This is a genomic window from Methylobacterium sp. FW102-HT35C08 (assembly GCF_058790235.1).
Genome location: NZ_JBYTCL010000002.1, coordinates 4,498,198 through 4,511,975, shown reverse-complemented (window position 1 = coordinate 4,511,975; position 13,778 = coordinate 4,498,198). Strand labels below are relative to the sequence as shown.

General features: G+C 60.5%; 9 protein-coding genes. 8 read left to right on the top strand and 1 reads right to left on the bottom strand.

Features of this window, described 5'->3' with window-relative positions; translation table 11 throughout:
• Positions 1 to 551: 551 nt before the first annotated feature.
• Together glmS and glmM are read left to right on the top strand one after the other, a co-directional pair.
• On the top strand, positions 552 to 2,378 hold the full coding sequence (gene glmS, locus AC3WSN_RS21385; RefSeq protein WP_492540651.1) for a glutamine--fructose-6-phosphate transaminase (isomerizing): 1,827 nt from the start codon (positions 552 to 554) through the stop codon (positions 2,376 to 2,378).
• A gap of 25 nt (positions 2,379 to 2,403) precedes the next feature.
• Entirely contained in the window at positions 2,404 to 3,801 is a 1,398-nt protein-coding gene (gene glmM, locus AC3WSN_RS21380) for a phosphoglucosamine mutase (RefSeq protein ID WP_492543196.1), read from the top strand.
• Positions 3,802 to 4,343: 542 nt separating this feature from the next.
• On the opposite strand, the gene AC3WSN_RS21375 is transcribed toward glmM, so the two are convergent.
• Positions 4,344 to 5,018 carry a response regulator gene (locus AC3WSN_RS21375; RefSeq protein WP_492540649.1) on the bottom strand — a complete coding sequence of 225 codons (675 nt, stop codon included), beginning with the start codon at positions 5,016 to 5,018 and terminating at the stop codon, positions 4,344 to 4,346.
• Between the two features lie 991 nt (positions 5,019 to 6,009).
• Between AC3WSN_RS21375 and AC3WSN_RS21370 the strand changes: the two genes are divergently transcribed.
• The 6 genes from AC3WSN_RS21370 to AC3WSN_RS21345 all read left to right on the top strand — a co-directional run bounded on the left by AC3WSN_RS21370 (position 6,010) and on the right by AC3WSN_RS21345 (position 13,765).
• Complete coding sequence (locus AC3WSN_RS21370) at positions 6,010 to 7,530, top strand: sugar transferase (protein WP_492540647.1); 1,521 nt, start codon at positions 6,010 to 6,012, stop codon at positions 7,528 to 7,530.
• Between the two features lie 83 nt (positions 7,531 to 7,613).
• Positions 7,614 to 8,957, top strand: coding sequence for a polysaccharide biosynthesis/export family protein (locus AC3WSN_RS21365; RefSeq protein ID WP_492540645.1), 1,344 nt, complete (start codon positions 7,614 to 7,616; stop codon positions 8,955 to 8,957).
• Positions 8,950 to 9,888: a GumC family protein gene (locus AC3WSN_RS21360; protein WP_492540643.1), complete on the top strand. Its 939-nt coding sequence runs from the start codon at positions 8,950 to 8,952 to the stop codon at positions 9,886 to 9,888. Before AC3WSN_RS21365 ends, AC3WSN_RS21360 begins: the two co-directional genes overlap by 8 nt.
• Positions 9,889 to 9,902: 14 nt before the next feature.
• Complete coding sequence (tviB, locus tag AC3WSN_RS21355; RefSeq protein WP_492540641.1) at positions 9,903 to 11,306, top strand: Vi polysaccharide biosynthesis UDP-N-acetylglucosamine C-6 dehydrogenase TviB; 1,404 nt, start codon at positions 9,903 to 9,905, stop codon at positions 11,304 to 11,306.
• A gap of 78 nt (positions 11,307 to 11,384) precedes the next feature.
• A complete protein-coding gene (locus tag AC3WSN_RS21350) occupies positions 11,385 to 12,476 on the top strand; it encodes an SDR family oxidoreductase (protein ID WP_492540639.1) in 1,092 nt (363 codons plus the stop codon).
• A gap of 11 nt (positions 12,477 to 12,487) precedes the next feature.
• Positions 12,488 to 13,765: an O-antigen ligase family protein gene (locus AC3WSN_RS21345; RefSeq protein ID WP_492540637.1), complete on the top strand. Its 1,278-nt coding sequence runs from the start codon at positions 12,488 to 12,490 to the stop codon at positions 13,763 to 13,765.
• The last annotated feature ends 13 nt before the right edge of the window (positions 13,766 to 13,778 follow it).

The window sequence follows — 13,778 nt, the reverse complement described above, 5'->3', positions numbered from 1 at the left end:
GTCTATTCAGGGCACGGCGAATTATCGCTTTATAAGGCGTTAAGTCGGGAGCCTTTTAACTCCAAGTAGAAGTTAAACGTGCACGTTCACCGATGCGTCTGCAACGCGCGTAGCTAAGCCGCTCTGTCACCGTTGCCTCTACATGGATCCATGCGCAGAACTGGACGTCAAGCATCAGCAGGTCCAGTCGTGGAATTCCGCGAAAATTGTCCATGATTGAGCAGCAAAACTCGATTTCATAAACATTGTTTTGATTCAAACTCATTGCGACGGCGGCAAAATGGTATCATAAATCGGTTTTGCTGATGTCATAGCTGAAACTATTACACAGTGTTAGCCATAACGCGTGCAGAATAGACAATATAATTTAAGATTACGAAGCCATTCCGAGCTTTTCTATTCCGATGACGTTCATACAAAGATCAATTGAGGCTTAAAGACATGATTCGGTGAATTATTATGTCATAACCGCTCTCCTAAACCGTTTTTGAAAGCTTGTTGGTCATTCTAGATAGATCTACAGGATCTTCTGAGTCGGGAGGAGTAATTACATGTGCGGCATCGTCGGCATCGTCGGGCGCGACGCGGTGGCGGGGCAGGTGATCGAGGCCCTGCGCCGGCTCGAATACCGCGGCTACGACTCCGCCGGGCTGGCCACCCTCGAGCACGGCCGGCTGGCGCGCCGCCGCGCCGCCGGCAAGCTCGCCAACCTCGAGGCCAGGCTCGCGCAGGAGCCGCTCACCGGCACGATCGGCATCGGCCACACCCGCTGGGCCACCCACGGCCGGCCCAACGAGACCAACGCCCATCCCCACGCCACCCACAACCTCGCGGTCGTGCACAACGGCATCATCGAGAACTTCCGCGCGCTGAAGCAGGAGCTCGAGGCCGACGGCGTCGTGTTCGAGACCGAGACCGACACCGAGGTCGTCGCCCAGCTGGTCAGCCGCAGCATGGACCGGGGCCTCGGGCCGGTGGCGGCGGTCGAAGCCGCCCTGCCGCGGCTGCGCGGCGCCTTCGCGCTCGCCTTCCTGTTCGCCGGTGAGGACAACCTGCTGATCGGCGCCCGCCACGGCGCGCCGCTGGCGATCGGCTTCGGCGCGGGCGCGATGTATCTCGGCTCCGACGCCCTGGCGCTGGCCCCCTTCACCGACGCGATCACCTATCTCGACGAGGGCGACTGGGCGATCCTCGCCCGCGACGGCGCCGAGATCCGCGACGCGTCCGGGGCGGTCGTCCAGCGCCCGCGCCAGACGATCGCCACCCAGGCCTACCGGATCGACAAGGGCGCCTATCGCCACTTCATGGCCAAGGAGATCCACGAGCAGCCCGAGGTGGTCGGCCGGACGCTGGCCCACTACGTCGACCTGGCCAACAGCCGGGTGGTGCTGCCCGAGGCGCTGCCGTTCGACTTCGCCCGGCTCAGCCGGGTGTACATCACCGCCTGCGGCACGGCGTACTATGCCGGCCTGGTGGCGCGCTACTGGTTCGAGCAGCTGGCGCGGCTGCCGGTGGAGATCGACGTGGCCTCCGAGGCGCGCTACCGCGAGGCGCCGCTGGAGCGGGACGGGCTGACGCTGGTGATCTCGCAATCGGGCGAGACCGCCGACACGCTGGCCTCGCTGCGCTACGCCAGGAGCCAGGGCCAGCACACCTTGAGCGTGGTCAACGTGCCGAGCTCGACGATCGCGCGGGAATCGTCGGTGGTGATGCCGACGCTGGCGGGTCCGGAGATCGGGGTGGCGTCGACGAAGGCGTTCTCGTGCCAGCTGACGGTTCTGTTGTGCCTGGCGATCGCGGCGGGGCGGGCGCGGGGCACGCTGGACGCGTCGGGCGAGGCGCGGCTGGTGGAGGCGCTGATCCGGGTGCCGGGTCTGATGGCGGAGGCGCTGACCCGGGAGGGGGCGATCGAGGCTGTGGCGCGCGAGGTCGCGCAGGCGCGGGACGTTCTGTATCTCGGCCGGGGCACGAGCTACCCGATGGCGCTGGAGGGTGCGCTGAAGCTGAAGGAGATCAGCTACATCCACGCGGAGGGCTACGCGGCGGGCGAGCTGAAGCACGGTCCGATCGCGCTGATCGACGCGAGCGTGCCGGTGATCGTGATCGCGCCGCATGACGGGGTGTTCGAGAAGACGGTGTCGAACATGCAGGAGGTGGCCGCGCGCGGCGGGCGGATCGTGCTGATCGGGGACGCGCAGGGGGCGGCGGCGCACGGTCTGGAGACGCTGGCGACGGTGACGATGCCGGCGCTCGAGCCGAGCGTGGCGCCGATCGTGTACGCGGTGCCGATCCAGCTGCTGGCCTACCACACCGCCGTGATCATGGGCAAAGACGTCGACCAGCCCAGAAACCTCGCCAAATCCGTCACCGTCGAGTGAGAAAACCGTCATGCTCAGCGCTAATATCTGCGAGCCGGCACCAACTGATCTCGGTTCAGGCTTTGCTGATTATACATGCCGATCCAGGCAGTATTTCGGAACCGACGGCATCCGGGGTCGGGCCAACGGGGTGATCACGCCGGAACTGGCCCTCAAGGTGGGGCAGGCCGCCGGCCTCGTGTTCCAGCGCGGCGACCATCGCCACCGGGTGGTGATCGGCAAGGACACCCGCCTCTCCGGCTACATGATCGAGACCGCGCTCGTAGCGGGCTTCACCTCGGTGGGCATGGACGTCCTGCTCCTGGGGCCCGTGCCGACGCCCGCCGTGGCGATGCTGACGCGCTCCATGCGGGCCGATCTCGGCGTGATGATCTCGGCCTCGCACAACCCGTTCGAGGACAACGGCATCAAGCTGTTCGGACCCGACGGCTTCAAGCTCAACGACGCGATCGAGCGCGAGATCGAGGGGCTGATCGACGCCGACATGCACAAGCGCCTGTCCGGCTCCCAGGATCTCGGCCGGGCCAAGCGCATCGAGAGCGTGCATGCCCGCTACGTGGAATTCGCCAAGCGCACCCTGCCGCGGCAGGTGACCCTGGACGGCCTGCGTGTCGTGGTCGATTGCGCCAACGGCGCCGCCTACCGGGTCGCCCCCGAGACTCTGTGGGAACTCGGCGCCGAGGTCATCGCGATCGGGACCGAGCCGGACGGGTTCAACATCAACCGCGACGTCGGCTCGACCGCGCCGGCGGCGCTCGTCGAGAAGGTGCGCGAGCGCCGGGCCGATATCGGCATTGCCCTCGACGGCGATGCCGACCGGGTGCTGATCGTCGACGAGAAGGGCCAGGTGGTCGACGGCGACCAGCTCATGGCGGTCGTGGCCCGCTCCTGGAAGGAGGACGAGCGCCTCACCCAGCCGGGCGTGGTCGCGACGATCATGTCGAATCTCGGCCTGGAGCGCTATCTCGGCGGCCTCGGGCTGACGCTGGCCCGCACCGCGGTGGGCGACCGCTACGTCCTCGAGCACATGCGCCAGCACGGCTACAATCTCGGCGGGGAGCAATCCGGCCACATCATCATGTCGGACTACACCACGACCGGCGACGGCCTGGTGGCGGCGCTCCAGCTCCTCAGCGTGGTGCAGCGGCAGAACCGGCCGGTGAGCGAGGTCTGCCACTGCTTCGATCCGCTGCCGCAGATCCTCAAGAACGTCCGCTACAAGACCGGCGAGCCCCTGCGGCAGGACAGCGTGGTCAGTGCCATCGAGCACGCCCGCGAGCGGCTCGGCAATGCCGGCCGCCTGGTCATCCGCCCCTCCGGCACCGAGCCGGTGATCCGCGTGATGGCCGAGGGCGACGATCGCGGCCTCGTCAACGCGGTGGTCGACGAGGTGGTCGACGCCGTCTCCCAGGCCGCAGCCTGAGGCCTCACGCCTCCAAATCTTCGCTACCGACATAAGAAATCATTTCGTAGCGGAAAGTTGTCGAGGCACGGCGCGTTGGGCGACCTGGACCTCTGCGTGGCGGTTCGCGGGTGCGTGCCGCTGTGCCGCCAGGAGGGCCTGCTGATGCTCGCCATCCATCCCAGGCCCGCATTGTCCCGGCCGTGCGCGCTGAGATCGCCCGCTCAGCCGAACGGCCGGTACGTTTGAGGTCGGGCGGGACCGTGACACTTTCTTGAGCTCGACACGCTGGGTGCGGATCTCGTCGTCCTCGACCGCGCGAATGGCGAGACAGCGGCAAACATTTTAAGCCTCTTATTTCGACCAAGGTCGCCAGCGACATCTTCACCAACGTCGCACACTTTCGCCAAATCGGTCCCGGCTCGGACCCTCAGCGCTCGCTGATGTGCCTTCTTCACCTGAAACACCTCGAATCGAGCGTTCCGGCTGAGCATGGCTACTGCTGCATAGTCCTTTTACTTGGCTAGACCGGTATTTCCAGATAGTCACAAGGACAGCGCGGTCTAAGGTATTGGATCACGCAGCCAATCCTGAACTAGTGCATAGCGCACTATCGCCGCCCGGCTTCGTATATCAAGCTTTTTACACGCTCGAGCTTTAAATGTTTCCACAGACTTAGAAGAAATTCCAAGTTTTTGAGATATCTCCTTGCCGGTAAATCCAAGTGCTGTAAACCGGATCACCGCGCGTTCGCGTTCTGTCAGTGAATCTCGTCTCAATGATGCATCTTCGTTTCTGGCATTCTCAAATTTATCGGTAATCCATTGCTCTAGAATACTAGGATCAATATATAGATCGCCGCGATGAACAGTTCGCACAGCAATCGTGAAATTCTCTATCGAGATATCTCTCAGAATATAGCCTGATGCTCCAAGATCAAAGGCTTTCTGAACGAATTTGAGGTCATCACACGTGCTGACGGAGATCACTTTCACGTCGAGTTTTAAGTTAACGATCCTGTTAATAAGCGAAATGTCGTCTAGATCTTGACAATCGATGTTCAATATGATGATATCGAGATCTAATTCAGAAATTACATTGACGACTTGCGCATCACTGCGGGCCTCGGCGACGATTTCGATACCTTCTTCATCTTGAATCGCACACCGTGCGCCCTTGCGGAAGATCGGTTGATCATCGACGAGTGCAATCCGGATCTTTTCCTCACCACCTAACATAACGTCAGCCCTCTTGCCGCAAGGTCCAGGCTAACGCGCCGGCATTTCCACTTGCCCACGGACAGTCCGGACTGTTGCCTAGCCACTCGCTTGCGCGATGGGTTCGCTAATACCGTCGGTACCACAGCGGCCTCAGACGACTACGCGTATGAATAGGCGTACAAGCTCAAGTGGAATTGATATTAATCACAGGCCCGGCAACGAGCCGACGCTCACCACACAACTCAACAATTCAGGAAACAACATAATCGCTCTTATAGACAACTTACTAAAGCATTATAGCGTTTCATGATCAATTTAATATTGTATTAGGCGACGATAAGTGCCATTAAATCAGTATCTAACAAATTCCGAATTCCTATCACCGATTCGTGAGTGATGCAATAAGCGATTTTTAGGGCGCTTGAGCCGTGTCCGACTGGTGCGTCCGGCACAGAAACAGCAAAACAATGGCCGTGCATCAGGGAGGACGCGGCAAGCGGAAGAGGGTCCCCCGGGGCTTCCCGGGCTAAATGATGGCCTCCGTTGCAAGCACCTGATAGCCGAGTGATGAGTGCAGTTGGATACAGCTGTAGTTCGTCCACAAAGCTTCCAATCACAAGGGCGAGCTCTTGAATATTTTAGAGCTCCTCATTAACTCGGCGCATACTCACGAACTGCGTTAAACACGCTGTCGCAGACCGAGAACTTGCACACGCTTTGGACCAAAAAACGGGGTAGCTCCAGTCTGTTGATCCTCTTGATCGACGCGGGTCAGAGCCGGCCGACCGAGCCACATACTTCAGTATACCACCAAATTGGTATATCTGGGCTCGTTGACAACATGCCGTTAAGATGATGTTAATATTTCCAACACGCTGAAGATTACCCAAAATGTGTGCGGTCAACTGCATATGCAGAGGGGGCTATCATGCGTTCAAGGTATTCAGTTCTGGACCTTGCCGCTTTGGTCTGCGCACCTTTGCTAGCATTCATACTCCGCAACGACATCGTGCTCGAAGCCGACGGATTGATCAACCTAATCCCATATACTATAGCAACGCTTATTGTTTCTGTGCCGATATATGTTCTTTTCGGAATAGATAAAACTCTATGGATCTACGCGACGATCTCCGATTACGCGCGGATCATTGCCGCGGTCGCTTTGATTGTCGTTGCTGCGACGATCTTGACATTTCTGTTCGATCGGATGTCGGGCATTTCGCGCTCGATCCCTGTGCTCCAGGGCTTGATCTCAGTCAGTGCACTGGCGGGCGGCCGCCTCCTCGCGAGTTCCTTCGGAAATCGGCGGTCACCGAGCGCGAGGTCGAGCTCGGGGGAGGCAACCGGCTTCCCTCATGTCGACACACTGCTTGTAGTGGGGGTCAATCGTCTGACACTGCTTCTGCTCGAGGCGCTCGCCGACATGCGCGCCGGTAAGGATCGCGTCGCAGGGATTATTGCGCTGGATGCCGTCACTGACGGTCGGACGCTCAAGGGATTCGATGTATACGGCCCAGAAAATCTTGCGTCCACGTTGCAGATGCTATCCTTGCATGGTCTGGACGTCGATCAAATCCTGATTACCGTTCCTCCCGATCAGTTGCCTGAGACGGTGCGCGAGGCACTCGCCAAGATCATCGAGTCTGCAACCGTGAAGGTGGAATACTTGAGCAACGCCTTCGACCTGATCAACGCGCCGAACCGCGCGCGCAGATCGTCTCTGGCACTGTGTCCGGCGCTGGAGGCTCTGACGTTCGATCACGAGAAGATCAGTCGGATCGAAAATGCGAGCTACTGGGGCGCGAAGCGCGTGCTCGATGTGGCCGGCGCCGCTATGCTCCTGATAGTCTTGGCTCCCGTCTGGCTCGCCCTGATCATCGTTGTTTGGAGCACGCTCGGAGCGCCCGTCTACTTCTGGCAGGTCCGTCCCGGACGCTATGGGTGCCCCATCAAGTTGGTGAAGTTTCGCACGCTGAGCAATCCGTACGACGCGAATGGACGGCCCATCGATATGGCCCATCGCCTCGGGCCGGTCGGACGAATCCTGAGAAAGACGCGGCTGGACGAGCTGCCGCAGCTCTGGAACGTCCTCAGAGGCGAGATGTCGTTCGTTGGACCGCGCCCACTCCTTCCGGTCGATCAGACCGCCGGCGCCAGCCAGCGTCACCTGGTCCGTCCCGGATTGACCGGCTACGCCCAGGTCATGGGCGGACGTGACATCTCGCCTGCCGACAAAATGGCACTCGACCTCTGGTACGTGCTGAACGCCTCATTTGTGCTAGACCTCAAGATCATCGCGCGTACTATACCGATGGTAATCTTCGGCGAAGGCATAAATCACGAGGCCATTCGCGCGGCCTGGGCCGATCTTCGCGCGAACGGAGCGCCGGCGGCCCGCGTGAGCACCGGAGACTACTTCGTTTGGATCTCTAAACCGCTGCTCAAGATCCTCAGCGATCGGCGCGCACTGATGCAAGCGGCGATGCGTCGAACCGCTGTAACGACTGCACACGAACGGAGGCATCCATGAGGCAGCCTTGCTCGCGGCCGGCTTCACGAAGCGCTTCCCGCCTTGACATTCCACGTGTGCGTCGACCGCACAAGTTCAAGGAGATGGTGCTCGCACTCCTCTTCACCACCGTCGCAACGTCAACGCTCGAATCGCGGCAGAGCTGGGCGCAGGCGGAGGAGCAGCAGAAACTCGCGACACCGGAATATCCTGCCGAAGTGAAGAGTTCGTCTCCCTATCTTCTCGGCCCGAAGGATAAGGTCCGTGTGCGTGTCGTGGAATGGCGACCATCCCAGGGCGAAGTCTTCGAGTGGAAGGTCGTTAATCTCGAGTATGTCGTTGATGCCGAAGGTAGTATCTCCGTCCCCCTGATCGGTTCGATACCCGCGGCGGGCATGACGAAGGCGGAGCTGAGCAAGACCATCAGCGCGCGCCTGCGCAAAACCCTTGGCCTCGCCTCCTCTCCTGACGTCGCCCTTGAGATCGTCGAGTGTCGACCCTTCTACGTGATGGGTAACATCAACAAGCCCGGGGAGTATGCCTACCGACCTGGTATGACGGTCCTCCAGGCAATTTCAATTGCTGGCGGGTACCTGACGCAGCGCAATCCGCGTGACGCCATTAACGACGAGAACGAGCTGCGCGGCGCCGTCTCCGGTCTCGGTGAACTCAGCGCTCGTAAGGAGCGGCTTATGGCGGAGCTGCAAGGGCGGGTGCCAGAACTCGGCACGCAGGCGAGTACGAACGCGAGTGTGGAGCCTGCCGCGGTAACGCAATCCAGCCTCGCCCAGGAAAAGTGGATCTATGACGCCAATCAAGAATCGGAACGCAAGGAGCTGAGTTTCCTCCAGGAACTGAAATATTTCTATTTCAACCAGATCACCGTGCTCGAGAGCCGGCTCAAAGTTGATGCCAAGATAGTCGAAAACGGTATCACAGAATTGCGCGATGTCTCCGCCTTGGTGAAGAGGGGACTGACGACGCGACAACGTGAGCTACAGGCCGAGCTCCAGAAAGAGCAAAGGGAAGCGGAAATGCTCCGCGTGCAGTCGGAGCTGATTCAGGCGCGCCAAGGTCTCAGCAAAACGCTCATGGCAGCCGCACAGATCGAGAGCAAGCGACGCATTCGCGCGGCCGCCGACCTGCGTAGCACGCAAGCTGACATCAACAGGATGGAGGAGAGGGCTGAACTCAGGTCGAAATTATTGATCTACGCCGGCAGCGGCGCGGTGCAGCAGACCTTCAGGATCGTTCGCCAAACGGAAACCGGCACGAAGAGGCTCGAGGTGTCCGACACCGAGACCATGCAGCCGGGCGACGTGCTGGAAGTCAACGTCGAGCTTCGTACCGGCACCGAGCCGCTCGAGACCCGCGATGTCTTTGCACACCGCTTACGCCGCCCGTCCTGGCAGGATGCGGCCAACGCAACCAGGTCGCGTCATGAGTGAAGTCTCGATTCAGCGGCGCTCGTCAGCTGTCGAGGATGAGCTCCCGCAGTTCCTGTCCTTCATTCGCCAAAATGCAGGTTTGCTGATCCTCTGCACGGTGCTTTGCGGTGCCTTGGGAGGCGCGTACGCCAAGTTTCGGACGCCGGTCTATACGGCGCGGACGCAGCTGCTGCTTAGTCCTCGTCCCTCTGCGCCCCTGCAAACCTTGGACAACATCATCATCTTTGACGCGCCCTACGTCGACAGCCAGATCGCCGTTCTTCAATCCGGAGGACTGACGCAGCTGATCATTAAAGAACTCGACCTCGTCAACGATGACGAACTCGCATCACCGCCCGGCAACAGTGTCTCCGGTCCGATAACCGAATTCCAGAAGCGCTTGTCCGTCCGGCGGGACGGTATGTCCTACGCGATCAACGTCGCGTTTACGTCCCGAGACCCCGCTAAGGCAGCACGGATCTCCAACGCCGTCGCCCAAGCCTACATTCGCGATCAGATCGCCGAGCGCTCACAACAGGCAAAGCAACGCTACGAATGGTTGGAGGACCGCATCGTAACGATTCGGAAGAACATGAACGAAGCCAATCGTTCGGTCCAGGCGTTTCGGGCGAGAGGCGATTTCACCATCCCTGCGGAAGGGAGCAGCCGCGGGGAGCCGAGCCTGGGAGAACTCGAAGCGAGAGCGACGACCTATCGCAAGCTGATCGAGAATTATCTCTACGCCCAGGCAGAGTCATCACAGGAGCAGTTCCTCGCACTAGCCAATAGCCGAGTTATCACACCCGCCATTCCGCCAGCGGAAAGCAACACCAAGATCTTGTGGCTCGTTTCCGCCGGAACTTTGGCCGGAGCCATCCTCGGCGCTGCCCTAAGCCTGGTCGGCGGCTCCGCTCGTCTCAGCCATTTTCGATCGCGGCTCCTGCCCACCTGAGTGAGGACAGTCGTATGGAAACGAGTCTGCCTGGGTCGAACCGCGAAGTGCCACATCCGGTGCGCACGCGGTCGCGTTACGTGACCGCACCCATCATTCACTATCGCGAGGATACGCAAGACCGTCCGACGACCCGGATCCCGAGTTTAGAGCTGGCGCGGGTCGCCGTCATCGGTCTCGGTTACGTCGGGCTGCCGCTTGCTGTCGAGTTCAGCAAGGTGTTTCCGACGATCGGCTTCGACATCAATCAAAGCCGCGTCGAGGAATTGAGGAAGTGCTGCGACGGCACTCTCGAAGTCAGCGCGGAGCAATTACGCGGCGCATCGGACCTTAAGTTCACAAGTCTGCCGGACGACGCGCGCGAGGCAAACGTCTTCATCGTGGCCGTTCCCACGCCGGTCGATGTCCACAAGCGTCCCGACTTGACGCCCCTGCTCAAAGCCAGCGAGTGCGCCGGCAGGCTGTTGAAGCCGGGCGACGTCGTCATCTATGAGTCCACGGTCTATCCCGGCGCCACCGAGGAGGAATGCGTTCCGGTCCTCGAGAGGACGTCTGGTCTGACCTACAACTCAGATTTTTTCGTCGGTTATTCGCCGGAGCGGATCAATCCTGGCGATCATCATCATCGCCTCTCCACGATCAAGAAGGTAACGTCGGGCTCGACACCGGAGGTCGCCGCGTTCGTCGACAAGCTCTACGCCAGGATTATCGTCGCCGGAACGCACAGCGCGCCGAGCATCAAGGTCGCCGAGGCGGCCAAAGTCATTGAGAATACGCAACGAGATATCAACATCGCGCTCATCAACGAGCTGGCGATCATTTTCAACATCATGGGCATTGACAGCGAAGCCGTCTTGGCTGCCGCGGGCACGAAATGGAACTTCCTGCCCTTTCGGCCCGGACTGGTCGGCGGACATTGTATCGGCGTTGACCCCTACTACTTGACGCACAAGGCCCAAGCTCTCGGCTACCACCCCGAAGTCATTCTTGCGGGGCGCCGGCTCAACGACAACATGGGCAGCTACGTCGCGACCAACCTGGTCCGGCGGATGAGTGCGGCGGGGATGCGCGTCGATAGTGCGCGCGTCCTGATCATGGGACTGACCTTCAAGGAAAACTGCCCCGACATCCGCAACACGCGCGTCGTCGACATCGTGCGCGAGTTGCGCGGGTGGGGCCTAAGCGTCGACATCTATGACCCACTGGCCTCGCACGAACAGGCGAGAGAAGAGTATAAAATCGACCTTCTCGATCGCCCATCGCCGGCCCACTACGACGCAATCGTCGTGGCCGTGGCTCACGAACACTTCCGAGCTATGGGGTGTCAGGGCATTCGCCGCCTCGGACGCGTGGAGCGGCACATCATCTACGACCTGAAATACCTCCTGCCCGAGGGGGAGAGCGACATGCGCCTGTGAGGGAGCCGCGATCCGCTCGCAGGGCAAGAGCCTCGCGCGCTACGACGGCCAGCGCCAACCATCTCGGAGGAGACCAGTATGCAAGCGTCTGGAGGATTGTCTGCGCTCTTCCGCGGTGAGCCACGCACGTGGCTCATCACGGGAGTGGCCGGTTTCGTCGGCTCGAACTTGTTGCACCGATTGTTGTTGGAAGGACAAATCGTCAAAGGTCTGGACAATTTCGCGACTGGCCACACGAAGAACTTGGACGACGTCCGTCTCTTGGTCGGGCCGGAGAATTGGGAACGGTTCCACTTCATCGAGGGTGACATCCGCGACCGGACCACATGCCGATCAGCTTGCGAGGATGTCACTCACGTCTTGCACCAAGCCGCGCTCGGCAGCGTTCCACGCTCGATCCAGGATCCTGTCACCAGCGCGATGGTGAATGCACAAGGCTTCCTGAACATGCTTACCGCCGCCTCCGAAATGGGAATCCGGCGTTTCGTCTATGCATCCTCCAGCGCCGTGTACGGCAGCCATCCGATGCTTCCTAAGCGAGAAGCGGTAATTGGGGAACCGCTGTCCCCCTATTCAGCGACGAAGTTATCAAACGAGATCTTCGCTACAGCCTACGGCCGCTGCTACGGGACTGAGTGCATCGGCCTGCGCTACTTCAACGTTTTTGGTCCTCGGCAGGATCCCGATGGTGCTTACGCAGCCGTCATACCAAAATGGGTCGCCGCGATACTTCGCGGCGAGCGCGCGTACATCAATGGGGACGGTGAGACGAGCCGTGACTTCTGCTACGTCGAGAACGTCGTCCAGGCCAATTTGCGCGCGGCAACGACCACCAATTCAGAGGCGGTGAACCAAGTTTATAACGTAGCCGGCGGCCGTCGCATCACTCTTCGTCAATTGTTTGACAAGATCAGCGCTGGCTTGGCTGAGCGGATGCCGAGCTTGCGCTCCCTAGAGCCGACCTATCGAAGCTTCCGAGCCGGCGACATACGCCATTCAGAAGCCGACATCTCCAAGGCCACCTCCCTGCTCGGCTACAAGCCTACGCACGATGTGATGCACGGGCTTGATCTCACACTCGATTGGTATCTGAGCGAACTTTCCTCAAGGTCGATCTTGCGGCCGGTCTATCGGCATCGTGCCGACACCAGTGCATCGATGACGAACTGAGTCGTGCGGCGATGCTCTTATCCGGATCTTCACCAGTTCAAACCGTGTCGCGGGGCCGGCCGGGCGGAACTGCGCACAGATCGGCCGCCAGCGCCGCGCTGATTGCTGCCATCGCCGTTTTCTGTGTCGTATTGTACTTCTCCCATGCTTACCTGTACTTCTTCAATATAAATCTCACACCCGTCGCACCGGTTCACTGGTACCTCCTCACGCTCGCGATCGCACTTCCGGTGCTGGCGGGCACTCGGGAAGGAAGGATCTACATCGCACGCAGCCGGCCTCTCATATTCTGGGCGGCCACCTGGACCTTCATCTTGACGATCTCGCTGATCTTCAATTCGCCGGACCAACTGGTAGAGCCGAGTCCGGAACAATCGTTCACCCGCAAAGAGGAGATGGTGCTCCTCCTCACGACCTTCGGGATCATCTATCAGTCGCCCGACGCACTCAAGCGAAGCACGACGGCTCTTGTTTTCGTCACCCTGATCGGAGTCGCGATCAACGTCTGCGAGTTCGCTGCGGTGGGAGGCGTGGTCTTCAGCACCGTCGCTGGTCGCGCGGCCGGTCTCTACGAGGACGCCAACCTCTCCGGATCGATGCTCGTGGCGGGCATGCTTCTGAGCGTGCTGCGCCTCCGCCCCTCGTTCAGGATCGCTTATTGCTCCGTGGTCGGCATCGGGGTTCTCGTGACCTTCAGCCGCTCGGCCATAACGCTCTGGGTAATCGCACTTTTCGGGATGGTCGCCTTCCGGTGGCTGACGCCGCATCGGAAGGTCGCCGCCGCCTTCGTGTGCCTGGGTCTGGCGGGCGCCGGGCAGGCCCTCACGACTGGCGGCTGGATCGCGGCTCTCGAGGTGGTGGGAGCCGGCGACATGTTGAACGAGAACACGCGAGCCCGGATCGGAAGCTCATTTCTCGATCAGCACGATTTCTCAAAGGGTGAGCGCGAGGACATCGCCCTGCGTGCGCTCAATGACTGGAAACGGTCGCCCATCTTCGGCAATGGGGTCGGCTACAGCGGATTTTACCCGGCACGGCCACACAATCAATACTTGGAGGTTGCAAGCGACCTCGGGCTCGTCGGCTTGATCCCTCTGCTCTTCTTACTCTTGCTGCTCTGGCGCTCGGGATCGCAGGTCGGGGTCTTGATCGCGATCCATGTGGCAGTCTCGAACTTCTTCTCGCACAACAATCTCGAGCTCCCGGCCGTTCAGCTGGCGATCGCAATGGCGCTCTCGCGCGCTTGGAGCGACATGCCGGCGCCCGCGGTCGTCTGGAGGACGGCATGACCCTACGCGTCGC